This is a genomic window from Pseudofrankia coriaricola, from assembly GCF_001854805.1.
Taxonomy (GTDB): domain Bacteria; phylum Actinomycetota; class Actinomycetes; order Frankiales; family Frankiaceae; genus Pseudofrankia.
This window is the reverse complement of record NZ_MBLO01000230.1, coordinates 12,680-37,638: the sequence shown is the minus strand read 5'-3', so window position 1 is coordinate 37,638 and position 24,959 is coordinate 12,680. Positions and strand designations below refer to the sequence as shown.

The following is a 24,959-nucleotide window of genomic DNA, read 5'->3' as shown; positions in this document are numbered from 1 at the left end:
ATACGAGGAACACGACGGAACCGCGGGCCGCGGGGCCATCACGACGCCTCGGCGGGTCAGGCGCGGGGTTCGAGGCGGATGACGAGGGATTTTGAGGTGGGAGTGTTGCTGCGCTCGGCCGTCGAGTCCAGCGGGACGAGGACGTTGGTCTCCGGGAAGTAGGCGGCGGCGCACTCGCGGGCCGTCGGATAGGCGATGATCCGGAAGTCCTCGGCACGCCGCTGGGCGCCGTCCGTCCAGACGCTCACCAGGTCGACGCGGTCGCCGTCGGCGAGGCCGAGGACGGCGAGGTCGTCGGGGTTGACCAGCACGACCCGGCGGGCGTTCCGCACTCCCCGGTAGCGGTCGTCGCGGCCGTAGATCGTGGTGTTGTACTGGTCGTGCGAGCGGACCGTCTGCAGCAGCAGGTGCCCGGGCGGGACGCGCAGCACGGTGAGCTGGTTGACCGTGAACACGGCCCGTCCTGACGGGGTGCGGAACTCGCGGGCGTCGCGCGGCGGGTGCGGCAGCAGGAAGCCACCCGGGTGGGCGATCTTCTCCTCGTAGTCGTCGAAGCCCGGGATGACGCGCGCGATGTGGGCGCGGACGTGCCGGTAGTCGCCGGCGAGCCCCGCCCAGTCGATGGCCGGCACGACCTGGCTCGCGGGATCCACCCAGGCCGGGTCGGCGTTGGCGGTCCCCGTGACAGCAACCCTGTCGGCGGCAGTCCCCGCGGCAACAGGCCCAGTGACAGTGGTCCCGTCAGCGGCAGTCCCGTCGGCGGCGGCAGTACTGGCAGAGCCGGCAGTAGCAGCAGTGACGGCGGCCGCACCGGCAGTGGCGGCGGCACCGCCGGCAGCGCCGGGCACGCTCCCCAGGCGGGCGAGGCGCGCGGCGAAGGTCGCCGCCGCGAGGCCGGTGACGATGGCGACCTCGGAGCGCAGCGCCGGCCCCGCGGGCGCGATGGTGCCGCGGGAGGCGTGTACCGAGCCCATCGAGTCCTCGACGGTGACGGCCTGCGGGCCGCCGGCCTGGACGTCGATCTCGGTGCGGCCCAGCGTCGGCAGGATCAGCGCGACCTGGCCGGTGACGGCGTGCGAGCGGTTGAGCTTGGTGGAGATCTGGACGGTGAGCCGGCACGAGCGGATCGCGGACTCGGTGACGGCGCTGTCCGGGGTGGCGGCGACGAAGTTCCCGCCGAGCCCGACGAACACCGAGGCCCGGCCGTCACGCATCGCGCGGATCGCGTCGACGACGTCGTAGCCGTGGTGGCGCGGCGGGGAGAAGCGGAACTCGGCGCCCAGCCGGTCGAGGAAGGCGTCCGGCATCTTCTCCCAGATGCCCATCGTCCGGTCGCCCTGGACGTTGGAGTGCCCGCGCACCGGGCAGACGCCCGCGCCGGGGCGGCCGATGTTGCCGCGCAGCAGCAGGAAGTTGACGACCTCGCGGATCGTCGCGACCGCGTTCGCGTGCTGGGTGAGCCCCATCGCCCAACAGACGATGATCTTGTCGGAGGCCAGCACCCGGGCGGCGAGCTCGTCGATCTCGGCTGCCGCCAGACCCGTCGCCACCGCCACCTCCTCGTCGTCGAGCGTCCGCAGGTGGGCGGCGAACGCGTCGAAGCCGGTGGTGTGGGCGGCCAGGAAGCCGTGGTCGAGGACGGTGCCGGGGGCGGCGTCCTCGGCGTCGAGCAGCCGGCGGGACAGCGCCTGGAACAGGGCCAGATCGCCGTTGAGCCGGATCTTGAGGAACTGGTCGGCGAGCGTCGTCCCAGCGCCGAGGACGCCGGACGGCTTCTGCGGATTGCGGAAGCGCAGCAGCGAGGCCTCCGGCAGCGGGTTGACCGCGACGATCGACCCGCCGCGTCGCTTGACCTTCTCCAGGGAGGTCAGCATCCGCGGGTGGTTGGTGCCCGGGTTCTGGCCGACGACGAGCACCAGGTCGGCCTGTTCGAGGTCCTCCAGGGTGACGGAACCCTTGCCGATGCCGATCGTCTCGGTCAGCGCGGCGCCGGACGACTCGTGGCACATGTTGGAGCAGTCGGGCAGGTTGTTCGTGCCGAAGGCGCGGACGAACAGCTGGTAGAGGAACGCGGCCTCGTTGCTGGTGCGGCCGGAGGTGTAGAAGACCGCCTCGTCCGGGCTCGCGAGGGCGGCCAGCTCAGTGGCGATGACGCCGAACGCCTCGTCCCAGCCAACCGGGACGTAATGGTCGGAGCCGGCGGCCTTCAGCATCGGTTCGACGAGCCGGCCCTGCTGGCCCAGCCAGTATCCGGAACGGCCGGCCAGGCCCGTCAGGCTGTGCTCGGCGAAGAACGCGGGAGTGAGCCGGCGCAGCGTCGCCTCCTCGGCGACGGCCTTGGCGCCGTTCTCGCAGAACTCGGCGGCGTGCCGGTGATTCGGGTCCGGGTCGGGCCAGGCGCAGCCGGGGCAGTCGAACCCGTCGACCTGGTTGAGCAGCCGCAGCGTGGCGAGGCTGCGCCGCGCCCCCATCTGCGCCCACGACTGCCCGAGCGCGTGCGCCACCCCGGGCACGCCCGCCGCCCATGAGGCCGGGCCACGCCCGGTCCCACCGGCGTCCTCTGGATCCGTCGTAGGTGCCCTGCGCACCACCGCGACCACCTCCTTGGAACCGCCGGTCCCCTCCGCAAGCTACCTCGCGGGTCGGGCCGTCATCTCCCGCAATCCGCGACATGGCCGGCAGCTCGCCGCACCCCGCGCGTAGCTTCCTCTCCCCGACCCCCCATGGACCCGGCTCAGCCGCACTCGCCTGGGCGGACGAAGTGCTCGTCGTCGTCCGCCCAGCCGCCCGGCTCGTCGGCGCGAGGTTCCGGAATGCCCGGCTCGAGGAGGCGGGGCTCGAGGAGCCCTGGCGCCTCGACGAAGCGGAAGACCGTGGTGGCGCGCAGTTCGAAGCCGAGGTGCTCGTAGAGGCGGATGGCCGTCGTGTTCGTGGCCGCCGCGTGCAGGAACGGCGTCTCACCGCGGGCGCGGATCCCGACGGCGACGGCGCGCATCAGCCGGGTCGCGAGGCCATGGCCCTGGTAGGCGGGGTCGGTACACACTGCGCTGACCTCGGTCATGCCGGGGATCCGCAGCCGCTCCCCCGCCATCGCGACCAGCGCGTCGCCGTCGAAGACGCCGAGGTAGCTCCCGAGCTCGATGGTCCGCTGGAGGTAAGGGCCGGGGCGGGTGCGGCCGACCAGGTCGAGCATCGCGGGCACGTCGTCCGGGCCGAGCGGCCGTGCCTCGGGCTCGGGAGCGTCGGCGAACGCGTCGGTCGCGACCATCTGGACGAGGCCGAGCACGTCGACGGACCGCCAGCCAGCCGGCGGTTCCTCCTCGACGAAGAACAGCACCGCCGGGCCGCCCGGGCCGACGACCCTGGCCAGGTCGTCCCAGGCCCACCGCCCCGGCCCGCCGGCCATGGCCGCGAAGGGCGCGACGTCGGTCTGGAACCGCGCAGCCTGCCCGGCCCGCTCGGCGAACCCCGCCTGCGGCCCGGTCAGCGCCGCCCAGATCACGTTGTCCAGCGGACCGCCGTCGGCCGCCGGCGCCTCCGGCTCGGTCTTCTCTGGCAGAACCCGCGTCGGCTCCGTCACGCGCCCATCCCTCCGACCACGCCAGCGCCCAGGAACATGGGCCCCGGCCCCACCCCGCGCCTGCCGACGAGCGCTCGCCGCCGGCTCCGCGGCGACGGCTTATCCGCCCACGGGCCGAACCGTCCCAGCGGCCACCGCCGCCCGGCGGCTCACCCGCCGACTCGCCCACCAGTCACCCTATGGCGCGCGCCGGAACTGGCTCACCCGATTTACGGTCACCTCCCCGACTGTCGCCCCAGGCCGCGCCAGCCCCGGTCCGGCCCGCTGTCAGCCCGCCGGCCATCGCTACACCGGCCGCCGGCGCGCCGGATGTGGCGTCGAGATGTCTGAGACTCCGGTACGCGATCAGTCGACGGGGCCGGCCCCAGGCCGGTCCCGTCGGGATCGGTCAGAGGAAGGCGAGGCGGGGGAAGTGTTCCTGGGAGCCGAGGACGACGCCGGCCTCGGTTCCGAGGACACGCTCCAGGAGGGTGGCGTAGACGGAGCGGAAGTCGGTGGTGAACCTCAGGTCGCCGTCGTCCAGGTTGGTCAGGCTCGGTGCGTCGCCATGGAAGCCGCCGCGGACGTTCGTGCCGAGGACGAGGACGGGGGCGGCGGTGCCGTGGTCGGTGCCGTCGTTGGCGTTGGCCGCGACCCGCCGGCCGAACTCCGAATAGACCACTGTCGTGACCGCCGTCCCGTGCGGGTCGCCGACGATCGCGGCCTGGAAGCGGGTGAGCGCGGCGTCCAGCTCGCCGAGCAGCTTCGCCTGGGTCGCCTTCTCCATGATGTGGGTGTCGAAGCCGCCGAGGTTGACCGAGTAGGCCCTGGTCGGCACGCCGGCGCGGATGCAGGCGGCGACCACGTCGAGCTGCGCCCCCAGCTCGCCGGCCTTCGCCGCGGCCACGGTGGCCGACGCCGGGGGCGACGTGGCGGTGCCGGCGGCGGGGGCCGCGGTGGCGTCACCCCCGCCGCCGTCGAGCTGACCGGCCGGGCCCGTGTCCTGGTCGGCCTGGCCCGCGAGCACAGGGCCGAGCGTGCCCGCGACGGTGAACAGGTCGGCGCCGGAGGACGCGACCCGGGCGGCGAGCGGGCCGTCCACCGGGTCGGGACGGTAGAGCTGGCGCAGCTCCTGGCCGATCGCGCCGCCGGGCGCCGTGAACGGGCCGGTGGGGACGGCCGCGGCGGCGGTCGTCGCGCCTACGACCAGCGGCGCGAGCGTCGGGCCGACGGAGACCACCCGCAGCGCGGCGGCGCTGCCGGGTGAGGAGGAGCCAGCCGGTGCCGACGAAGCACCAGGTGCCGACGAGCCGCCCGCGGGGGTCTTGGCCTGGGCGTCGAGCCAGCGGCCGAGCCATCCGGTCGTCGACGCGGTCTCCGGCGAGGCGGTCTGCCAGATCGCCATCGACCGGAAATGGCTGTGGTCTGGCTTCGGGTAGCCGACACCGCGGATGATCGCCAGACGATGGTCGTCCCACAGCTTGCGCAGTCCGGTCATCGCGGGATGCAGCGCGAAGCCGTCGGTGAGCGGGAGCGCCTGCTCGGCGGAGTAGGCAAGCTCGCCGCGCGCCGCCCGGTAGGCCGGGTCCTCGACGGGGATCACCATGTTCAGCCCGTCGTTGCCGCCGTAGAGGGTGACGACGACGAGGACGCCACCCCCGGCCAACGGCTCCTGGGCGGCGCTGTGGTGAAGCTCCCGGTAGGACACGACCCCGGCGGTGGTGGCCGCGGCCAGGCCGCCGGTCACCCCGGACGCGATCAGAAACCGGCGCCGGTCGAACGGCATCGGCCCTCCTCCCTCTTGGTTTCCGGGGCCTCCGAACTTCCAGGGCCTCCGAGCTTCCAGGGCCTCCGGGCTTCCGGGGCGGTGTCCTAGACGGTCAGGTACTCGGGTGAGAGCAGGGCGAGCGCGACGAGGCGGGCCGGGTTGCCGCCGGCGCCGGACATCGCCTCGCGGGTGCGGGAGGTCCAGCCGTCGAGGGACAGCAGGTGGGCGACGGCGTCCGGCCGGCCGGCGGCCGGCTCGTCGGCGATCGCGGCCAGGTTCGCCGCCGCGGCGGCCGCGGTGGCGAACTTCGTCCGCACCTGCGTGGACGCGGTCGTCAGCCAGGCCGCGTTCTCGGGCCAGCCGCCGACGCTCGGCGGCTGGAACGGCACCTGGCCGAGGCCGGCGAGCGCCGCCAGCACGGCCCGCTGCGGCAGCGCCCCGCCGCCAGCCCCGGCCGCGGCGCCGGTGGAGGCGTCCGCCGAGCCGCCGGCTGTCGGTGTGACCCGCAGGCCGAGCGCCCGCAGCGTCGTGACGACGTACTCGACCGGCTGGGCGACGAGCTTGCCGCGGCTCGCGAGGAAGGCGGGCGAGCGCAGCATGGCGCGCACGGCTGCGCCGGCGTCGAGCGTCGAGCCGTAGGCCGCCAGCATCGCGTCGGCCGCCGGGTTGGCGTCGGGCGCGACGGGGGCGGCGAGCCGGCTGAACAGCCGGGAGCAGACCCAGCGGGCCGACGCCGGCTGGTGGGTGACCAGGGCGATGACATCCTCACCGCCGAGGTTGCCCGTCTTGGCGAGGACCGTCTTCGTCCCGTCGTCGTGCTGCTTCGCGGCCAGTTGGAAGCCGGTACGGCTCGCGTCCACCCGCCAGCCGGTGAAGGCCCGCGCCGCCTCCCGGACGTCGATCTCGGTGTAGTTGCCGATGCCGAGGGTGAACAGCTCCATCAGCTCCCGGGAGAAGTTCTCGTTCGGGTGCTCCTTGCGGTTCTGCCCGGCGTCGAGCCACGCCAGCATCGCCGGGTCCCGGGCGACCGCGAGAGTGAGCGCGTCGAACGGGCCGGTCCCGGAACGCCGGAAGATCTCGTTCTGCGCGAGCATCGCCGCCGCCACGCGCACCTTGGTGATCGACGTCGCGAAGTGCCCGTGCCAGAAGAACGTGAGCTTCTCGGTGAACGGGTCGGCGGTGGCGACCATCCGGCGCACCCACCAGCCGGTCAGCTCGGTCCCCTGCTCACGCACCATCTGGGCGTAGGTCGACCGTGCCTGGGGGTCCGTCCGGACGTCGGCCAGCTTGGGCAGCGGCGCGAACGTCGGCGGCGGCTCCGGATCCGGGCCGGCGCCGGCACGCGTGCCGGCGCCGAGCAGGGCGTCGACGGCCGCGTCGTATCCGCCGGCCACGACGGCGTCGAGCTGGGCCGGGCTCGCGCCGAACCCGGCCCGCCGGTAGAGAAACGCGATATCGGAACGCGCGGTGGCCATGGACGGACCGTCCCAGCGGACCGTCAGCGTGCCGTGGCCGCCATGTTCGAGAACGGTAAGACAATCCGGCCGATACCCGGCCGGGGTCGGCGAGGAGCGCATGGCGCCCCAGACTGGGCAGGTGGGAAACCTCCCGACGGCGTCGACACCGGCCATCCAGCCGACACCGGCCACCCCGCCCGCGTCCGAATCCTCGACGTCCGCGATGTCGTCGGCGCCCCCGAGGTCCTCGGCGCCCGTGGAGGAGGCGGGGGTGGGGGCGGCGGCCCGGCGGTCGTCGGGGCTCGTGCTGGTGGTCGAGGACGAGCCGCATATCTGCGACCTGATCCGGCTCTACCTGACCAGGGAGGGATTCGGCGTCGAGGTCCGCCACGACGGCGTAGCCGGTCTGGAGGCGGCCCGGGCGCTCGCTCCGGTCGCGATCGTCCTGGACATCCGGCTGCCGGGGCTGGACGGGCGTGACGTGGTGCGGGCGCTGCGCGCCGACGACGACTGGACGCCGGTCCTGTTCGTCACGGCGCGAGACGACGAGGTCGACCGCATCCTCGGCCTGGAGCTCGGCGCGGACGACTACCTCGTCAAGCCGTTCTCGCCCCGCGAGCTGGTGGCCCGGCTACGCGCGGTGCTGCGCCGGGCCGGCCCCCAGGCGGACCGGCCGGCGAGCCGCGTGCTGCGCGCGGGAGCCGTCGAGATGGACCTGGACCGCCGCCTGGTACGCGCCGGCGGGGAGGCTGTCGCGCTGACCGCGACCGAGTTCGACCTGCTGGCCGCGCTGCTGACACGCCCCGGGCTCGTCTTCACCCGGGAGCGGCTGCTCTCCCAGGTCTGGGGCTACCAGGCGGCGGCCGGGACCCGCACCGTCGACGTCCATGTCGCCCAGGTCCGCGCCAAGCTCGGCGCCGCCTCACCGATCCGCACCGTCCGCGGCGTCGGCTACACCGCCGATGGCTAGCGCGCCGGCACCCGGCTGGCAGGCCGGCGGCCAGCCGACTGACGCCACGTCTGGGCACCGCCGGCCGGGCAGGACGAGCCGGGTGGGACGGGCGGGACGGGCGGGCGGGCCGGGCCCGGTTCGCCCGCTGGGCAGGGAGAGCCGGCCGGGCAGGCTGAACCGGGTGGGCCGCGCACGTCGCCGGCCGGGCCGCGGGGGCGGGCTCGGGCGGCGCACGGCGCTGGCCACGACGCTGGTCGCACTACTCGGGGTGATCATCACCGGGGCGGTGTTCCTCGGACAGCTGGGCGACGTCGGCGAGGGGCAGGCCCGCCGGGTACTCGGCCGGCAGGCCGACCTCGTCGTCGCCCTCTACGAGCAGCCGGAGGCGACCGCCGAGCTGCGCGCGGGCGTCACCCGCGCGATCGGGTCGCAACAGGTCAGCCTGCTGGTCCTCGGCCCGCGCGGTGCCGTGCGCACGGCGATGGGCCCCGTCGGGGGGCGGTGGGTGCCGGCGCTGCCGGCGGCGACGCTGCGCCGGCTCGCCGGCACCCACCGGACCGACGTCGTGCGTACCACCGCGGGCCGACGGGTCGTCATCGCGACCCGGCCACTGCCCGACGGCTCGACGGTCGTGCTCGTCCAGCCCGCCTCGCAGGCCCAGGAGCTGACGTCCGCGCTGTCGCGCCGGCTGCTGGTGGCGCTGGTGATCGCGCTCGCCGTGGCGACGGTCGCCGGCCTGCTGCTGGCCCGCCTGCTGGCCCGGCCACTGCGGGCCTTGGCCGCGGCCGCGCGCGAGCTGGCGCACGGCCGGCGCGACGTCGACCTGGCGCTCGCTCTGCCGTCCGGCGGCCCGGCCGAGATCGCCGACGTGGCGGACGCGCTCGGCGGGCTCGCCAGCGCGCTCACGGTCAGCGAGGCACGCCAGCGGGAGTTCCTGCTCTCGGTCTCGCACGAGCTGCGAACGCCGCTGACCGCGATCCGCGGCTTCGCCGAGGCGCTCGCCGACGGCGTCACCCCGGCGGGGCAGACCCCGGACGCCGGCCGGGTGATCCTCGACGAGGCACTGCGGCTGGACCGGCTCGTCCAGGACCTGCTCGACCTCGCCCGCCTCGACGCCGACGACTTCCGCGTCGACCTCGCACCCGTCGATCTGGCGAGGTTCGTCACCGACGCCGCCGAGGTCTGGCGCCGCCGCTGCGCCGCCGTGGGCGTCGAGCTGCGGGTGGAGGTGCCGGGTGGGCCGGTCGTGGCCGTGACGGACGCGGTCCGACTGCGCCAGATCCTCGACGGGCTCGCCGAGAACGCGCTGCGGCTGGTCCCGGCCGGCGCACCGATCGTGCTCGCGGCCCGGGCAGAGTTCGCGGGCACCGGGCCAGCGGGTACCGGGCTCGCGGGCGCCGGGCCGACGGTCGCGGTGCTGGAGGTGCGCGACGGCGGCCCGGGGCTCACCGACGACGACCTGGCCGTCGCGTTCGAGCGCTCGGCGCTCTACGAGCGCTACCGCGGGCTACGGCCGGTCTCGACGGGGCTTGGCCTCGCGCTCGTCGCCCGGCTGGCGTCCCGGCTCGGCGGGCACGCCCACGCGGCTGCCGCCCCCGAGGGCGGGGCCGCCTTCACGATCCGCATGCCGGGGCGAGGCGCTGAACGCGCTCGCCCCGTGTCGGGCGCTGAGCGCCCTCCCCGCGTGGTTCCGGGTCCTGGCATATGAGGGTGGTAGAGCTGGGGCCGGGCTGACGACGTGGCCGGGTTGGTGCTGCGCTTGAGGCGCCGTCACCAGGTGTGGTCGAGTTGCGCTTACCGGTCGCTGGAGCGGCGTCGCGGGCCGCCGCACGGCTTGACGCCGTGGCCCGCGGGATGTCGGCGAACTGACCACGCCGCGTGCCGTTCGCCCTGGAAAGCTTTCGGGGTGAGTCTGAGCCTGTCCCGGTCGTTGCCCCTCCGGCTTTACCTGCTCGCGTTCAACCTGGAGAAGGGCCGGACGTACCGCGCCCACCACAGCCCACGCCACGACCGCCGAGGCCGCGCCTCCGGCGACGGCGCCCGCGACGGTGGCGCCCGTCGCGCGCCAACCGGGTGACGCCCGACCGGGCTGGTCGCCGGGCCGTTCGCTACTGGATGTAGCCCTCAACCTGGCCGACCGGGGCCGACTTCGCCTCGTCGGGGTCGAGGCCGGCGTTGCGCAGCGCCTCGCGGCGACGCAGCAGGTCCCAGCACTGGTCCAGGGACTCCTCGACGTGGCGGAGCCGCTCAAGCTCGGTCTCGGGGTCGACCTCCCCGGCCGCCCGTTTGGTCCGCAGCTCGTGCTCCTCGGCGACGAGTGCGTTGATCTGCGTGAAAATGCCCTTCTCATCCATGCCGCCACCCAACCACGCCGCCCGACGCCTGGCCACGGCCCGTCCCCGTGGTCAGTCCGGCATGGAGACGGCGATCTCGGCGCCGAGGGCGAAGCCGAGGGCGAGCGGGAGGTCGTCGCCGCTCCAGAACCGGCCCGGGTCGTACCAGCTCGGCCGACGGCCGGAGGCCAGCAGACCCATGGCCTGATAGGTGATCGCGACGACCTCGGCGCAGTACGCGGTCTCCAGGGCGGGGCGGCCTTCTTCCCCCTCCTCGGACTCGTGGGTCTCGTTGCCCGTGGGCCCGTCGGTAGGGCTCGCCGTGCGGGCGGCGCCGCGCCGGGTAGCGAGGCCACGGAGCCGTGACCAGCGGCCCGGCTGCGCGTCGTCACCGTCGGCGACGCCGACCGGCGACGCCCCGGAGCCTCCGCGGCGCGCGACGCCGGCGGAACCTCTGGCGCCCGTCGCGCCGGTCGAGCCGGTAGACCCGGCCGCCAGCCGGCTGGAGTCGGCGGACCCGTCGCGCCAGGGGAAGGACGCGAGCCAGGGCTCGGCGGTGGGGTCGGAGACCAGTGCCTCCGGCGCGTCGGCGGCCTCGGCACCTCCCCCGCGCCGGACGAGTGTCGGCAGCCGGCCTCGCAGCCAGCGCCCGGCGAGCTGCGCGGTCGACGGGAACGGGGTGCCGTCGAGCCGGGCAATGATCCGCAGTGCCGCGTCCTCCGCCTCGCGGGAGACCTCGGGCTCGAGCTGGCGCAGCCAGGCACGCTGACCGTAACGCTGGCCCCATACGTGGACCGCGTCGCGCAGGTCGTGCAGCTGGACGCCGCGGTGACGGCCGCCGGTCCACTGGTCGGTCAGCGACCTGCCGAGCTCGGCATGCCAGATCATCGGCGGCAGGTCCTCGAGGACAAGCGCCATCCCGACGTGGTTGACCGGGCTGTTCGTGAGCGTCTGGATGGCCCGGTCGGCGGGGGTTCGGCCGCGGAAGAGCCACAGGTCACCGGTACGGCTCGCCTCCACGGCGGCGTCCAGGCTGACCGGCATGGCGCACATGCTCACAGCCTAGGACGGCACACCCGCTATCGGACCCGTCCGGACAGGCTGGTCATGCCCCAGGCGCATGATTCTTCCGCCCGCGCCGCGGTCTCTGGCGGATTGGCGCCGCCGCTCGGGCGGACGAGGTTCTAGCCTTCAGGTATGCGTTGGTGGAAAGTGCTCGGCCTGGCCGGAGTCGTGGGAGTGGCGACCACGGGCGCGATGGTGGCCCGCAAGGAACGCGCGCGGCGCGCCTACACCCCGGACGAGGTCCGCGAACGGCTGCACGGCCGGCTCGCCGAGAGCACCGCCGCGCCGTCGCCCAACGGGTCGTCCGCCTCGACCCGGGCCGCCGGCCACCGCCGCGCCCACCCCGACGCCTCTTAGGTCGTTCCCAGGGGAGTGGACCGTTCCCCGGGGTCTGCGCGACCGCGCCTCTCCACCCTTTCTGACGGACGGCGGCGTCCTGATGCCCGGCGCCGTCCGTCGCGGCGCGGCGCGGCACCAAAGGGAGGCATCGGCTCCCCGGAGCAATGGTCCCGAGCGACGCGGCCCCCAGGCCAGGCGGGCTCCACCGCCTTGAGGCTCTCCACCGCCTTTGAGGCTTACGTCGGTTGCGCGCCGGCCTTACCTGATGTTGACATCGGCTTGCGACGATCTAGCCGCACACCTCGTTGATGCCTTCCGTGAGGTCGCCGATGCGCCGCCAGCAGCCATGCCACCGCCGTTCTCCCGTCGGCGCCCCCACACCGAGGCTCCCGCATCGACGCGCGGGAGCCGGGGCCGCGGTGCTCGCGGCCGCGGCGCTGCTCGGCGTGGCCGCCTGCAGCGGCGGCTCGGCCAGCGCGGCGGAGCCGCCCAGCCCGACCGCCACCGGCGTGGCCGCGTCCGGCCAGGCCTCGGCGCCGCCGCACCAGCCGGGCGACGAGTGGGAGACCGTCGCCCCGGCGACGGTCGGGCTCGATCCGGCGAAGCTCGACGAGATCGCGAAGACGGCCGAGACCGGCAAGTCGAACTGCCTCCTCGTCGTCCGCGACGGGAAGATCGCCGGCGAGTGGTACTTCCGCGGCACCAACAAGGACACCACCCAGGACGTCTTCTCGGCGACGAAGTCCGTGACAAGCACGCTCGTCGGGATCGCCCAGGACGACGGCGACCTGAAGATCGGCGAGAGCGCCTCGACGTGGATTCCCACGTGGCGCGGTACGCCGTCGGAGGCGGTCACCGTCCAAGACCTGCTCAGCAACGACTCGGGGCGGCGCTGGAGCGTCGGCGTCGACTACCGCCAGCTCATCCGGGCGACCGACCAGACCGCGTTCGCCGTCGGCCTGGACCAGGCGAACCCGCCCGGCCAGGTATGGGCCTACAACAACTCCGCGATCCAGACGCTGCAACAGGTGCTGAAGGGCGCCACCGGACAGGACCCGGTCACGTTCGCCGAGGACCGGCTGTTCGGCCCGCTCGGCATGACCAGCACCAAGATGACGCCGGACGGGGCGGGCAACGCGCGGACCTACACCGGCCTGCACACCACCTGCCGCGACCTGGCCCGCTTCGGGCAGCTTGCCCTGGACCACGGGGTCTGGCACGGCAAGCAGATCGTCTCGGCCGACTGGCTGCGGGCCGCGACCGGGACGTCGTCCACCGAGCTGAACGCGGCCTACGGCTACCTGTGGTGGCTCAACCACGAGGGCCTCATCGGCAACCCCCTGGTCGCGACCGACCTCTCCCAGGTCGGCAACCAGACGGCCACCCATGGCCGGCTCGTGCCCGGCGCCCCGGACGGCATCTTCTGGGCGATCGGCCTCGGCAACCAGGTAGTACAGGTTGACCCCGGCTCCGACACGGTCGTCGTCCGCATGGGCATCCCCGAAACCTCCCCCAAGCCGCCCACGTTCGGCCCCGGTGAAGCCAGCCGCGTCGTCACCCAGGCGGTCACCGGTCCCGTCAGCGGCGGCTGACCACCCAGCGCGGGGCCGTCCAGCATGCGTCGCCCCAGGGTTTCGGGCTGGCGTTGACGTCGGCGGCAAGGTTTAGCGTCGGGTTCATGCGGATCGGGGAGCTGGCGCGGCGGGCGGGGACGAGCCCACGGGCGCTGCGGCACTACGAGCAGGAAGGCCTGCTCGCGGCCCGGCGCCGGGCGAACGGATATCGGGACTACGAAGAGGATGACCTGCGGCTGGTGGCCGAGATCAGGTCACTGCTCGCCATCGGCTTCACCCTCGACGAGACCCGCCCGTTCGTCGACTGCCTGCGATCCGGGCACGACCGCGGCGTCGCCTGCCCCGACGCCGCCGCCGTCCACCGGCGAAAGATCGCCGAGATCGACGCGTGCGTGTCCCGGCTCGCCGAGATCCGCGCCGGTCTGGCCGGCCAGCTCGCCGACGAACTGGCGGGCCGAGCGGCAGGCCCGGCAGGCGCGGCAAGCCCGGTCGGCGCCGGCACGCCACTGTCCAGCAAGGCCGTGCCCGAGCCCGAGGCGCCCGCCGCGCCGCCGATGGCACACGCCGTGGACGCCGTGGACGCCATACGCGCCGTGGCCGTCCCAGCCGCGCCGCCGGCCTGTGCGTTGTCCTTCGAGCAGACCCAGTCCCAGCTCAAGACCTACTCGGAGAAAAGAGGGAATCTGTCATGACATCGACCCATGGCATCGCGACCCACAACGTCGGCGGCGGCCTGACCGTCGCGAACCCGCCCACCCCGGGGACGGTCGTCGCTGTCACCGACGCGACCTTCGCCGAGGTCGTGCTGGCGAGCCCACTCCCCGTTCTCGTCGACTTCTGGGCGGTCTGGTGCCCGCCCTGCCGGATGATGGCTCCCATCCTGGAGAAGCTCGCCGCGGACTACGCCGGCCGGCTCACCGTCGTGTCCCTGAACTGCGACGAGGAGCCCGAGACCGCCCGCACCTACGGCATCCTCGCGATGCCGACCTTCACGGTCTTCCACGGCGGCGAGCAGGTCGCCTCGGTCGTCGGCGCCCGCTCCGGTGCCGCGATGCGCAAGCTCGTCGACGGCCTTCTCGGCGACTGACGGTCGTTCGCGGTCGTTCGCCGGTCGTCGGCGCGACCGACGGTCTGGCGGTCGGCCCTCATCGGTCGGGCTCGGTTCGTCCACGGGTGTTCTTTGCCGTCGTCTGGGTTACCCAGATGACGGGACGTGGCCGCGGGTCTGGGTGCGGTAGGGACGGAAGCCGCGGGCCCGGTAGTTGGCGAGGGCGTTCGGGTGGTCGAGGGTCGACGTATGCAGCCAGACACGCTGGGCCCCGTTCAGCGTCGGATGGTCGAGGTTCCAGGCGAGGCGGACGGCGAGCGTGAGTGCGTGACCGCCGATGCCGGTGCCGACGTACTCGGGGACGAGCCCAAAGGAGACGATCTCCACCTCCCAGGGCGGATGGACCGTTGTCTCGAGGATGCCAGCGACGTCGCCATCGGCGCGCAGCAGAAAGCTCTGGCGGCGGGGATCGGCGAACCAGTCGGCCCAGGCAATGTCCGACCAGGTGGCGCTCGGCCAGCGGTAGGGCGCGCCGACCCGCACGATCGTCGTCCGGACCAGCGTCTCGTCGTCCGTGGCCGCCAGCGCGAGCCGGGGGACGGCACGTCCGGCCCGCAGCTGGTCCGGGCTGGTCATCTCCAGGAACGTGACGACCTCGCCAGGCACCGGTTCCACCACGGTCACGCCCCGCCTCCCTACTGGCCCCCGCCTCCACGAAGGATCCCCGGCGATCTGGTAGCCAGGACCGTCGAAGTCTCGATTCCACCACCAGGGCGGAGCCGCACACGGCCGAGGGGCCTTCGTCGAAACCGTGCGCGGGCGGGGCATCCGCCCACCACGCCACCGCCCGCGGCACCCCCGCCAGCGACGCCCCGCCAGCGTCAACGATGCCAGCCCGCGCGAACTACCGCGCCGCGCCGCCATGGCTGGCCCCCTGCCCGCTCGTCACCGGCGCACACCGGCCCAGGAACGTCAGAGCACCTTGGTTCCGTACATCGCGCCGAGCGGGTCGGCGATCAGCTCCAGGCGGGCGCCGTCGGGGTCGCTGAAGTAGACCGAGACCTTCGAGTGGATGACGTGCTCGACGCCCGCCTCCGCCAGGTTGGCGACGAGCCGCTCCCAGCGGTCCGGGGCGACCGAGATCGCGACGTGGTGCAGGCCGCCGAGCACCTCGGCGTAGGGACCGAGGTCGAGCCCGGGGAAGTCGAAGAACGCGAGCAGGTTGCCGTTGCCGATGTCGAAGAAGAAATGCGACGAGCCCGGGTAGTCACGGTTCTCGATCAGCTCGGTGAGCGGGAACTCCAGCAGGTCCTGGTAGAACCTGATCGTCGTCTCGACATCCCGGCTGATCAGGGCGGTGTGGTGCACCCCCCTGGCGGACGAGGCCGGCCGCTGCTCAGGCGGCACCAGGTACCTGTCACGCAGCGCCGCCCGCGCCGCCGCCAGGGCGGACAGGTCGCGTGGGGCGGGGATGGTCGTCGTCGCCGAAGGTTCGCTGCTCATGGTCACTCCGATGCTCGTCTCGGGACGGCGGCCGCCTCATCGCGCCTGACGTCACGTGCGCAAACTCGTTGCCCATACAACATCTTCCTCGGGTCGTCCCGTGGAGCATGCTCCTGTCCGCCGCGGGACACACGCCACGGAGCCATCCGGGGCATCCGCACCTGTACCTCGCGCCCGCCTGGACGGCGGGCATCCCGGCCGGCCGCCGGCCGCGGCGTCTGCGGCCCGATGGCCGGCAGGCCGCGGCCGGCGGCCGTGGCCAGCTGGCATCGCTGACATTTTTCTTACATGCCGCTTACGGCGTGCGTGCTGGCCTCTGCGAAGGTCCTGCCAGCCAGGAGGACAGGGCCGACCGGACGGGGGCGACGGGACAGATGCGACGCGCGGGGCCGCCTCGGGCGCTCACGGTGGTGGCGCTGGCGGCAGTGGCGCTGGCGGGGGCGGTGGCCCTCACGGCGTGCGGGCCGCGGGACCGGCCGGCACCCGCCGCCTCCCAGCCGCCGGCGGGGACCGCGCCGCCCGCGGGGACGGTCACCCACACGCTGACGGCCGGCGGGGTGAAGCGCTCCTACGAGATCCACGTCCCCCCGGGCACCGGGACGGCGCCACGGCCGCTCGTCGTCGAGCTGCACGGCGGCGGCGGCAACAACGGCGCCATCGAGCGGCAGACCGGCTTCTTCGACCTCGCGGACCAGAAGGGCTTCCTCGTCGCGAGCCCGAACGGGACCGGGCGGCTCGAGGACCGGATGCTGACGTGGAACGCGGGCTGGTGCTGCGGGCAGGCCGCCCAGAACGGCGTCGACGATGTCGGGTTCATCGCCGCCATGCTCGACGACATCGCCGCGCACTACCCGCTCGACACCCGCCGGGTGTACGTGACCGGGTTCTCCAACGGGGCGATGATGACCTACCGGCTGGGCTGCGCGCTCGCCGACCGACTGGCCGCGATCGCCCCGGTGTCCGGCGCCCTCGACTACGACGGCTGCACGCCGAGCCGGCCGGTGCCGCTGCTCGCGATCCACGGCACCGCCGACCAGAACGTCCCTTACAACGGCGGTACCGGCGCCGTCCAGGAGGAACGGTTCCCCTCCGAGCGCGGCCGGGTAGACCGGTCGGTGGCGGACTCCGTCGCGTTCTGGGTCCGGCGCGACGGCTGCCCGGCAACCCCCGTCGCGCAGCACGACGGCGCCGTCACGCGGACCACCTACATGCCCTGCGCCGACGGCACCGAGGTCGTCCTCGACACGGTCGACGGCGGCGGCCACGCCTGGCCCGGTGGCCGCAAGGGCCGCCCGCGTGCCGACGCCCCCGCGGCCGACCTCGACGCCACCGCCGCGATCTGGGATTTCTTCGCCCGTCATGAGCTGCCCCGCCAGTAACGGGCCGTGCCGAAATGTCGGACCGCACCACTATGGTGATCAGCATGGTTGCTCCAGGCGCGACGACGCTGATACTGGACGCTCCGATCACGGCGGTCGTCGTCTACCCGAAGCAGGCCCGGGTCACCCGCCGTGGAACGGTCACGCTGCCGCCCGGCGCCGAGGACGCGGGGGGCGGCCCGCCGGAGGTCACGGTGACGCTCGGCAGTCTGCCGATGGAGCTGGACACGAGCTCGGTGCGGGTGTCCGGGCGCGGCGCGGTGCGCGTGCTCGGTGTGGACGTCGTCGTCGAGCCCCGCGCGGTGACCGCGGACCCGCGGCTGGCGGAGCTGGAGGACGAGGTCGACCGGCTGCGGCGGCGGGCCCGCGAGCTGGCCGACGACGAGGAGACCGAGCAGGCCCGCCGCAGGTTCCTGGACGTCGCGGCCCGCAACGGCGCCGCGGCACTCGCCAGGGGCTGGGGCGCGCCGTCCTGGGGCGGCGGCCCCGCGGAGGGCGGAACGACGCCGCCCAGCGGCGAGGAGCGGCGGCTGGCGGAGGCCAGCGGCGCGCTGGCCACGCAGCTCGCCGGCATCCACGCCCGGCTGCGCGCGATCGCCGACGAGCAGGAGAACGTCCAGAAGCTGACCGACGCGACCCGGCGCGCTCTGGAGGCCCGCCGCGGCGTACGCCTGCCGGACACGAGGCAGGTCGTCGTCGCGCTGGAGCCGACGGGTGGCCCCGGTGCCGCCGACGGCAAGGTCGACGTCGAGCTGGAGGTCTCCTACCTGGTCGCCAGCGCGTCGTGGTCGGCGCGGTACGACGCGCGGCTGGTCGGCGGCGTGGTCACGCTGACCTGGTTCGGGATGGTGCGCCAGCGCAGCGGCGAGGACTGGCCAGTCGGTGACCTGAAGCTGTCGACCGCCCGGCCGGGCCGCGCCAGCGGCCTGCCCGAGCTCACCCCCTGGTATGTCGACGTCGCCCACCCGCCGGTGATGCCCTTCGCCATGGCCGCGCGGGGTGGCGCCTTCGCCGGCGGTGCCGCCTTCGACGCCGCCGCCGAGATGACGCCCGTTGCGGCCGCGGCGCCGGCGAAGGCCCCGGGCGCGGCCCCGCCCCCGCCGCCTGTGGAGCACGCGGTGGCCACCGTCGACACCTCGGGAACCGCGGCGATCTACCGGCCGGCCCGGCCAGTAGCAGTGCCGGCCGACGGGCGGCCGCACCGTACCACCCTCGCCGTCCTCGAGCTGGAGGCCCAGCTCGACTACCTGACCGTGCCCAAGCTCGCCCCCGAGGCCTACCTGCGCGCCACCGTCACGAACACCTCGGCGCACACCCTGCTGCCCGGGCCGGTCGCGGTCTTCCACGACGCCGACTTCGTCGGCACCAGCGCCGTGGAGCTGGTGCCGCCGGGCGCCGAGGTGGAGCTGCAGCTCGGCGTCGACGACCGGCTGCTGGTGGAGCGCGAGCTGGTCAGCCGCGCCACCAGCCGCAAGGTCGTCGGCAACCTCCGGCGCACCGACGTCGGCTACGTGATCACCCTGACCAACCACACCCCGCGGCGGGCGCAGGCCACCGTCCGCGACCAGATCCCGGTCTCGCGCCATGAGGGGATCACCGTCAAGGACTTCCAGAGCTCGCCCACCGTCGGCGAGCGCACCGACCTCGGCCAGCTGACCTGGACCGTCGACCTCGAGCCCGCCGCCCAGCGCAGGATCGAGTTCGGCTTCCGCCTCGAACACGCCCGCGGCCTCGACCTCACCGGCTGGACCGACTGAGACATCCCGTGCCGGACGCTCCGCGCCCGGCACCGGGCACAGTGGCGGAAAGGTCCTTCGGCCTGACTCCTCGCGCGGCGGTCGCCTGGATGCGACAAACATCCAGACGAGGGCATCGGGAGGTTCACATGGCCGGACGGGTCGAGGGCAAGGTCGCGTTCATCACGGGAGTGGCACGGGGGCAGGGGCGGGCGCATGCGGTCCGGCTCGCTCAGGAGGGCGCCGACATCATCGGCGTCGACCTGTGCGCCGACGTCGACACCGTCGACTACCCGATGGCGACCGCCGAGGATCTGGCGGAGACGGTGGCGCTGGTGGAGAAGCTCGGCCGACGGATTGTCACCGCCGTCGCGGACGTCCGCGACGAGGACGCGCAGCGCATCGCCGTCGCCTCCGGGGTCGCCGAGTTAGGCCGCCTCGACATCGTCGTCGCGAACGCCGGCATCTCCGGCGGCGGCGCCGCGACGGAGACGCTCGACGCGCATGCCTGGCGCACGCTGCTCGACATCGACCTCACCGGCTGCTTCCTGACCGCGAAGGTGGCGATCCCGCACCTGGTCGCCGGCGGGCGCGGCGGCTCGATCATCCTGACCAGCTCGATGCTCGGCCTGAAGGGCCAGGGCTGGATGGCGGCCTACGTCGCCGCCAAGCACGGCCTCGTCGGTCTCATGCGATCGCTGGCCAACGAGCTCGCCGGCCAGTTGATCCGGGTCAACAGCGTCCACCCGGGCAACGTCCGCACTCCGATGGTCGACAACGAGTCGCTGTGCCGGATGCTGCGCCCCGACCTGGCGAACCCGACCATCGACGACGCCGCCGCCGTCCTCGGCCAGCTGCACCTCATGCCGGTCCCGCTGATCGAGGCCGTCGACGTCGCCAACGCCGTCCTGTTCCTCGCCTCCGACGAGGCCCGCTACATCACCGGCGTCCCTCTCCCCGTCGACGCCGGCGCCGCCGCCAAGGCCTGACCCGCCCAGGCGGCCTCCTTTGGTTGGTGGTCAGCGGATGGCCCGGAAGGCGCGGCGTACCTGGTCGGCGAAGACGGCGGGCTGCTCGTAGGCGGCGAAGTGGCCGCCCCGGTCGGCCCGCTCGTAGAAACGCAGGTCGGAGAAGCTGTGCTCGACCCAGCGTCGCGACAGCCGGATGATCTCCCTCGGAAAGACCGAGACACCGGCGGGTACGCGCACGTCGAGGCCGCCGGACAGGCCGGACGCGCGGCTGGGCCGTGACAGCCCCGACTCCCAGTACAGCCGCGCCGACGAGGCCGCGGTCGCGGTCAGCCAGTACAGCGAGATGTCATCAAGCATCTGGTCACGGCTCAGCGCCGTGTACGGGTCGCCGTCGTGATCGGTCCAGGCGTGGAACTTCTCGGCGATCCAGGCGCACTGCCCCACGGGCGAGTCCGCGAGGCCGTAGCCGACCGTCTGCGGGCGGGTCGACTGCAGGGCCGAGTAACCGGAGCCCCATTCCAGGAACTCGGCCATCGCGGTGAGGGCGTCCTGTTCCTCGTCGGTCAGCTCGCTGAGGTCGCCTCCTGGGCCGGTCATCACGAAGTTCAGGTGGATGCCGGCGAGGTGATCCGGATCCACCTTGGTGAGCCCGATCGTCACCGCGGAACCCCAGTCGCCGCCCTGCGCCCCGTACCGGTCGTAGCCGAGCCGGGCCATCAGCGTCGCCCAGGCGGCGGCGATGCGCGGTATCCCCCAGCCGGCGCCGGCCGGACGGCCGGAGAAGCCATAGCCGGGCAGCGACGGCACGACGAGGTGGAACGCGTCTGCCGGGTCGCCGCCGTGCGCCGCGGGGTCGGTGAGCGGGCCGATCACGTCGAGGAACTCGAGGACCGAGCCCGGCCAGCCGTGGGTGAGCAGCAGCGGCAGCGCGTCCGGGTTGGGCGAGCGCACGTGCAGGAAGTGGACGTCCAGGCCGTCGATCGTGGTGACGAACTGGTCGTGGGCGTTCAGGCGGTCCTCGCAGCGCCGCCAGTCGTAGCCGTCGCCCCAGTAGGAGCACAGGTCGCGCAGCCATTCCAGCGGCACACCCTGGCTCCAGTCGCCCACCGTCTCCTTCTCCGGCCAGCGGGCCGCCGTCAGCCGCCGCCGCAGGTCGGCGAGGTCCTCCTCCGGAATCGCGACCTTGAACGGCACGATGTCGTTACCCATCCAGCCCACCTCATCGTGTTCAAGCCCCTGCATACCCAGACACAGGCGCAATCGCGCGCGGCTGGGCGGCCGGTCGGTCACCTGGCCGGGTCTCGACGAGGTGCATCCTTGCGCCACCCGAGCCCCGTGCCCATCCCCTTCCTGAGTACCGCGACAGCAAGGTCCCCCGGTTCACGACGGTTCATGATCACCGCGGGCATGTTGTCGCGGTCGCGATTTGGCCCGATCCACGACCACGGCGACACGGTGGTGGTGATCTACCAGTCGCGTGCTGACGGACGAACATTGGCGGGGGCGACACCAGATCGGTGGTGGGTCGGTGGCCGGTGGCCAGTGGTGGGTCGGTGGCGCGGGCCTGGCGAGCCGTGGTTTGGTGCGTTCCGGGCCGACAGGCGACAGGCGAAGGTCGGCCGGTATGGCACGGATGTGCAACGAGGCGCGTGGATATGGCGGGCGGGGCCGGCCGAGGAGGCGGGATGGAATTCCATCTGTACTTGCCGCAGATGCGGATGACGATGCCCGAGATCGTCGAGCGGGCGCGCAACGCTGAGCAGGCGGGATTCGCTGGCATCGGGCTGATGGACCACCTCGCGCCACCCATGGCGGCGGGTACATCGATGTTCGAGGCGATGACGGCGGCGACCTGGGTGGCGGCGAAGACCGAACGGCTGACGGTCGGCCACCTGGTGCTGTGCGACATGTTCCGTCATCCGGTCCTGCTCGCGAAGCAGGCCGTCACGCTCGACCACGCCAGCGACGGTCGCTTCGAGCTCGGCATTGGCTGGGGCTCCGTGCCAGCCGAGCTCGAGCGCTACGGAGTGGGCGACGCGACCCCGCGGACCCGCGTCGAGCGGCTGGCCGAGACACTCGCCGTCCTGCGCCTGCTCTGGAGTGGCGAGCGCGCCGACTACCAGGGTGAGCACGTCACGCTGCGCGACGCCATGGCGCTGCCAGTTCCGACCCGGCCGATCCCGATCACCATTGGCGGCACCGGCCCGCGCACGCTGGCGCTCGTCGCCGAGTACGCCGACTGGTGGAACATCCAGATCGGCAGGCTGGACCAGCTCGACGAGCTGCGCCCCCGCGCTGGCAAGGCCCGCGTCTCCGTCCAACAGCTGGTCACCCTCATCCCCGCCGACGCCTCGCCGGCCCAGCGCGACGAGATCACCGTGCTCGCCCAGCGCCGGTTCGGCGCGATGGGAGCCGGCGGCGGTCTGGTCATCGGCACTCCCACCGAGCTCACGGCCTATTTCGAGGGACTCGCCGCCCGCGGCGTCGACCGCGCCTACGCCTGGTTCACCGACTTCTCGGCGCCCGAGACGCTCGCCGCCTTCGCCGAGGTCATCGAAAACGTCCGCTAGCACGGAGAGGAAACGGTCCGGCCCGCCGGCCCGTAGGGAACTCCGGGGTGGCCGTGCCGGGCTCGGGGAAACCCGCGCGCCCGGAGGACCGTTTCCAGCGTCAGGGCGAGGTCGGGCCGTCGGTCTCGGACTGTTCGGCCAGGAAGCGCTCCAGCTCGGCGCCGAGCTCGTCGGCGGACGGCAGGTCCTCGGCGTTGACGGTCGGCAGGCCGCCGCTGTCCTTGCCGCGCTTGTAGGCGTCGTACTGCTCCTCCAGCGCATGCACGAGCGACGCCATCTCGCCGCCCTTGGCGAGCTCCTGGTCGACCTCGCCGCGCACCGCCTCGCCGGCGGAGCGCAGGCCGTCCAGGGGCAGCATCAGCCCGGTCGCCTTGGAGACCGAGGTCAGCAGCACCTCGGTCGCCTGCGGGAAGTCCGTCTGGTTCAGGTAGTGCGGGACGAGCGCCGCGAGGCCCATCGCGTCGCGTCCCTCCCTGCCGAACTCGTACTCCAGCAGGTGGCCGGCGCTGCCCGGAACCTGGACCTGGCGCACCCACGGCTCGTAGCCGGCGATCAGGTCCTTGCGGGTGGCGTGCGCGATCAGCCCGGTCGGGCGGGTGTGGGGCACGGCCATCGGGATGGCGTTAAGGCCGACGGACAGGTGCAGGTTCATCCGTCTGGTCAGCTCACGGACGGCGGTTGAGAAACGCTTCCACATCAGGTCCGGCTCGGGGCCCGCGAGCAGCAGGAACGGCGTGTCGGCGCGGTCACGCAGCATGTAGAGGGCCAGTACCGGGTCCTCGTAGTGCTCCCAGTGGTCCTCGACAAACGTCATCGCCGGACGCCGAGACCGATAGTCCAGCAGCAGGTCGATGTCGAACGTCGCTATGACCTGGTGCTCCAGCGTCGTCAGCAGGTGCTCGTGCGCGAGCCGGATCGCGTTGCCGGAGTCGACGACGCCGGTCATCGTCTCGAGCATCACCGGCCGCCCCAAGTCGGGCAGGTCACCGTGGACCTCGTAGAGCTCACTCGGGTCGAGCATGGGCCGAGACCTCCCCACTGGTGTGTTGACCCCCTCCGGGGGCGCCCATACGCGGCATGGTCACTCTCCAGGAGTAACAGTGCCGCATGGTCGCACCTCCTTCGGCCAGGATCCTGCCAGGGCGACGGCCTCGGCCGTCACCGCATTGTCGCGTCACGGGCTTGCCAGCGGGTGGCACCTGCCGGCATAGTCCTGCCTTGCCCGCAAAATCGTGGCCAGCCCGACCCACCGCGTCGCCGCGAGGGGCCGGGGCAACGTCCGCCACAGCGCGGACCGAGCGCCGCCGCGGCAGGTCAGGCGGGTCGCCCATGCCGACCGTGCCGGCCGCTCGCACCGCGCCGCCCGGTCCACCCGCGTCGATTGCCTCTGCCGTCGGGTCGTAACCGGTCGGGCCTCGGTTGCTTCTTCAGCCTCGTCTGCTTCAACGGTGACGACGCGGATCCATTCCAACTCCACCCCGCCCGTCTTCCAGCTTCCTCCTCGGTCGCCCGGATGTACGTCGATCGGCCGAACCGTGCCGGATGAGCGTTGCCAGCGAACCGCCGACGCACCGCGCTCATCCCGGACGGGTGGCAGCGGTGTTCACGGACCATCGCCACAACGACGCTGGTAGACCCCGGTTCACCCGAGTACCGGGACCCGAGACGACAGCATCTCGGGAGCACGGGCGCAGGCCCAGCCCGACATTCTCGACAGCCACGTTCGAGTGACCGGCGGCCGGCCGGACTCCGCCCGCCTCTTACGTTTCGCGGCAGTTGACGAAAATCCTTCCGCGCGCCGCCGGGACGTCGTCAACAGCGTTGTCTACAGTGCAGGTGATCGGATGGGCGATCGCGGCGCGCCGACGCGTGCCGGCGGAACCGAGGTGGATGGCGATGTCGGACGACAACGAGCTCGAACCGGACGACTCCGGGCCCGACGAACCGGGAGCGGGCGCGGCGAGCGGCCGGGTGACGGTCAGCGCGGCCGCGCGGCGGACGCCGCGCGGGACGCTGTCCCAGCAGGTGCTGCTGGACAGCGCCCGGGAGATCGTCGACATCGGCGGGGTGAACGCCCTGTCGATGCGCGCCCTCGGCGCGCGGCTCGGCGTCGACCCGACCGCGATCTACCGGCATTTCCAGAACAAGAACGAACTGCTCGACGCGCTCGCCGACCTGCTGATCCGCGGCGAGGAGCCGCTGCCCGCGACCGGCGACCCGGCGGCGGACCTGCGGGAGAACCTGCGCCAGCTGCGCCGCCAGCTGCTGCGCTACCCGACCCTCGCACCGTCGGTGCTGCGCCAGCCGCCGGGCGCCGGCTCATGGTGGGACCGGATGGAGCACGCTCTCGGCGCCCTGCGTGCCACCGGCCGGACCGAGGCGGAAGCCGGGGCGACCTGGCAGACGCTGCTGTTCTTCGTCGTCGGCCACGCGCTGGTGGAGGCGCGCCACCTGGCGGAGAACATCGCGACGGACCGGGTCGGCGCGCCGATGCCGACCGTCAACCCGCCGCGCTCCCGCTACCCGGAGCTGGCGGGGGCCGCGCCCTACCTGCACGCCGACCTCACCGACCAGTTCGAGACCGGCCTCGGCCGGATCCTGGACTGACCCGGTCCCGGTCCCGGTCCCCGACCCGGCCCGGACCGTAGGCGGGCTCCACACGCCCCGCCGGGCGCTGATCGTCGTCAGTGCCCTCAGGCGGTCGC

The 24,959-nt window shown here is 73.5% G+C and carries 22 protein-coding genes; 12 read left to right on the top strand and 10 right to left on the bottom strand.

The window, feature by feature from the left end; genetic code table 11:
- Positions 1-56: 56 nt before the first annotated feature.
- The 4 genes from BCD48_RS29225 to BCD48_RS29210 all read right to left on the bottom strand — a co-directional run bounded on the left by BCD48_RS29225 (position 57) and on the right by BCD48_RS29210 (position 6,802).
- Positions 57-2,591, bottom strand: coding sequence for an FdhF/YdeP family oxidoreductase (locus BCD48_RS29225; RefSeq protein WP_083419381.1), 2,535 nt, complete (start codon positions 2,589-2,591; stop codon positions 57-59).
- 143 nt (positions 2,592-2,734) lie between these two features.
- Entirely contained in the window at positions 2,735-3,580 is an 846-nt protein-coding gene (locus tag BCD48_RS29220; protein WP_198543441.1) for a GNAT family N-acetyltransferase, read from the bottom strand.
- Positions 3,581-3,968: 388 nt separating this feature from the next.
- Positions 3,969-5,345 (bottom strand): DUF1501 domain-containing protein, encoded by a 1,377-nt coding sequence (locus BCD48_RS29215; protein WP_071051606.1) that lies wholly within the window; start codon positions 5,343-5,345, stop codon positions 3,969-3,971.
- 86 nt (positions 5,346-5,431) lie between these two features.
- Entirely contained in the window at positions 5,432-6,802 is a 1,371-nt protein-coding gene (locus BCD48_RS29210) for a DUF1800 domain-containing protein (RefSeq protein ID WP_071051636.1), read from the bottom strand.
- A gap of 100 nt (positions 6,803-6,902) precedes the next feature.
- On the opposite strand from BCD48_RS29210, the gene BCD48_RS29205 reads away from it, so the two are divergent.
- The 3 genes from BCD48_RS29205 (at position 6,903) to BCD48_RS51620 (ending at position 9,813) form a co-directional block, all read left to right on the top strand.
- Complete coding sequence (locus BCD48_RS29205; protein ID WP_241842072.1) at positions 6,903-7,754, top strand: response regulator transcription factor; 852 nt, start codon at positions 6,903-6,905, stop codon at positions 7,752-7,754.
- Between the two features lie 82 nt (positions 7,755-7,836).
- On the top strand, positions 7,837-9,444 hold the full coding sequence (locus tag BCD48_RS29200; protein ID WP_241842071.1) for a sensor histidine kinase: 1,608 nt from the start codon (positions 7,837-7,839) through the stop codon (positions 9,442-9,444).
- 198 nt (positions 9,445-9,642) lie between these two features.
- Positions 9,643-9,813, top strand: a complete 171-nt coding sequence (locus BCD48_RS51620) for a hypothetical protein (protein WP_157910581.1) — start codon at positions 9,643-9,645, stop codon at positions 9,811-9,813.
- Between the two features lie 31 nt (positions 9,814-9,844).
- Here the strand turns inward: BCD48_RS51620 and BCD48_RS29195 are convergent, their stop codons facing one another.
- Positions 9,845-10,090 (bottom strand): DUF2630 family protein, encoded by a 246-nt coding sequence (locus tag BCD48_RS29195; RefSeq protein ID WP_071051605.1) that lies wholly within the window; start codon positions 10,088-10,090, stop codon positions 9,845-9,847.
- Positions 10,091-10,141: 51 nt separating this feature from the next.
- Complete coding sequence (locus tag BCD48_RS54180; RefSeq protein WP_241842070.1) at positions 10,142-11,113, bottom strand: hypothetical protein; 972 nt, start codon at positions 11,111-11,113, stop codon at positions 10,142-10,144.
- A gap of 153 nt (positions 11,114-11,266) precedes the next feature.
- On the opposite strand from BCD48_RS54180, the gene BCD48_RS29185 reads away from it, so the two are divergent.
- The 4 genes from BCD48_RS29185 (at position 11,267) to trxA (ending at position 14,134) form a co-directional block, all read left to right on the top strand.
- The gene (locus BCD48_RS29185) at positions 11,267-11,491 is read left to right on the top strand and encodes a hypothetical protein (RefSeq protein WP_071051604.1); all 225 of its coding nucleotides are present in this window, start codon (positions 11,267-11,269) and stop codon (positions 11,489-11,491) included.
- A gap of 401 nt (positions 11,492-11,892) precedes the next feature.
- The gene (locus tag BCD48_RS29180) at positions 11,893-13,065 is read left to right on the top strand and encodes a serine hydrolase domain-containing protein (RefSeq protein WP_241842069.1); all 1,173 of its coding nucleotides are present in this window, start codon (positions 11,893-11,895) and stop codon (positions 13,063-13,065) included.
- A gap of 86 nt (positions 13,066-13,151) precedes the next feature.
- The gene (locus tag BCD48_RS29175) at positions 13,152-13,739 is read left to right on the top strand and encodes a MerR family transcriptional regulator (RefSeq protein ID WP_071051603.1); all 588 of its coding nucleotides are present in this window, start codon (positions 13,152-13,154) and stop codon (positions 13,737-13,739) included.
- A complete protein-coding gene (trxA, locus tag BCD48_RS29170) occupies positions 13,736-14,134 on the top strand; it encodes a thioredoxin (RefSeq protein WP_083419368.1) in 399 nt (132 codons plus the stop codon). The genes BCD48_RS29175 and trxA overlap by 4 nt, the downstream gene beginning before the upstream one ends.
- Positions 14,135-14,242: 108 nt before the next feature.
- Here the strand turns inward: trxA and BCD48_RS29165 are convergent, their stop codons facing one another.
- Entirely contained in the window at positions 14,243-14,779 is a 537-nt protein-coding gene (locus BCD48_RS29165; protein WP_083419367.1) for a GNAT family N-acetyltransferase, read from the bottom strand.
- A 288-nt stretch (positions 14,780-15,067) separates the two neighbouring features.
- Positions 15,068-15,598: a VOC family protein gene (locus BCD48_RS29160; RefSeq protein ID WP_071051631.1), complete on the bottom strand. Its 531-nt coding sequence runs from the start codon at positions 15,596-15,598 to the stop codon at positions 15,068-15,070.
- Between the two features lie 374 nt (positions 15,599-15,972).
- On the opposite strand from BCD48_RS29160, the gene BCD48_RS29155 reads away from it, so the two are divergent.
- From BCD48_RS29155 to BCD48_RS29145, 3 genes are all read left to right on the top strand, one after another.
- On the top strand, positions 15,973-16,977 hold the full coding sequence (locus BCD48_RS29155) for a CE1 family esterase (protein WP_083419366.1): 1,005 nt from the start codon (positions 15,973-15,975) through the stop codon (positions 16,975-16,977).
- A 44-nt stretch (positions 16,978-17,021) separates the two neighbouring features.
- The gene (locus BCD48_RS29150; RefSeq protein ID WP_071051629.1) at positions 17,022-18,734 is read left to right on the top strand and encodes a DUF4139 domain-containing protein; all 1,713 of its coding nucleotides are present in this window, start codon (positions 17,022-17,024) and stop codon (positions 18,732-18,734) included.
- A 128-nt stretch (positions 18,735-18,862) separates the two neighbouring features.
- Positions 18,863-19,702, top strand: a complete 840-nt coding sequence (locus BCD48_RS29145; RefSeq protein ID WP_071051602.1) for a mycofactocin-coupled SDR family oxidoreductase — start codon at positions 18,863-18,865, stop codon at positions 19,700-19,702.
- A 30-nt stretch (positions 19,703-19,732) separates the two neighbouring features.
- Here the strand turns inward: BCD48_RS29145 and BCD48_RS29140 are convergent, their stop codons facing one another.
- Positions 19,733-20,893 (bottom strand): epoxide hydrolase family protein, encoded by a 1,161-nt coding sequence (locus BCD48_RS29140; protein WP_071051601.1) that lies wholly within the window; start codon positions 20,891-20,893, stop codon positions 19,733-19,735.
- 476 nt (positions 20,894-21,369) lie between these two features.
- On the opposite strand from BCD48_RS29140, the gene BCD48_RS29135 reads away from it, so the two are divergent.
- Positions 21,370-22,254, top strand: coding sequence for an LLM class flavin-dependent oxidoreductase (locus BCD48_RS29135; RefSeq protein WP_071051600.1), 885 nt, complete (start codon positions 21,370-21,372; stop codon positions 22,252-22,254).
- Between the two features lie 100 nt (positions 22,255-22,354).
- On the opposite strand, the gene BCD48_RS29130 is transcribed toward BCD48_RS29135, so the two are convergent.
- Positions 22,355-23,275 (bottom strand): proteasome assembly chaperone family protein, encoded by a 921-nt coding sequence (locus BCD48_RS29130; protein ID WP_071051599.1) that lies wholly within the window; start codon positions 23,273-23,275, stop codon positions 22,355-22,357.
- Positions 23,276-24,150: 875 nt separating this feature from the next.
- Between BCD48_RS29130 and BCD48_RS29125 the strand changes: the two genes are divergently transcribed.
- On the top strand, positions 24,151-24,861 hold the full coding sequence (locus tag BCD48_RS29125) for a TetR/AcrR family transcriptional regulator (RefSeq protein WP_083419380.1): 711 nt from the start codon (positions 24,151-24,153) through the stop codon (positions 24,859-24,861).
- Positions 24,862-24,959: the final 98 nt, after the last annotated feature.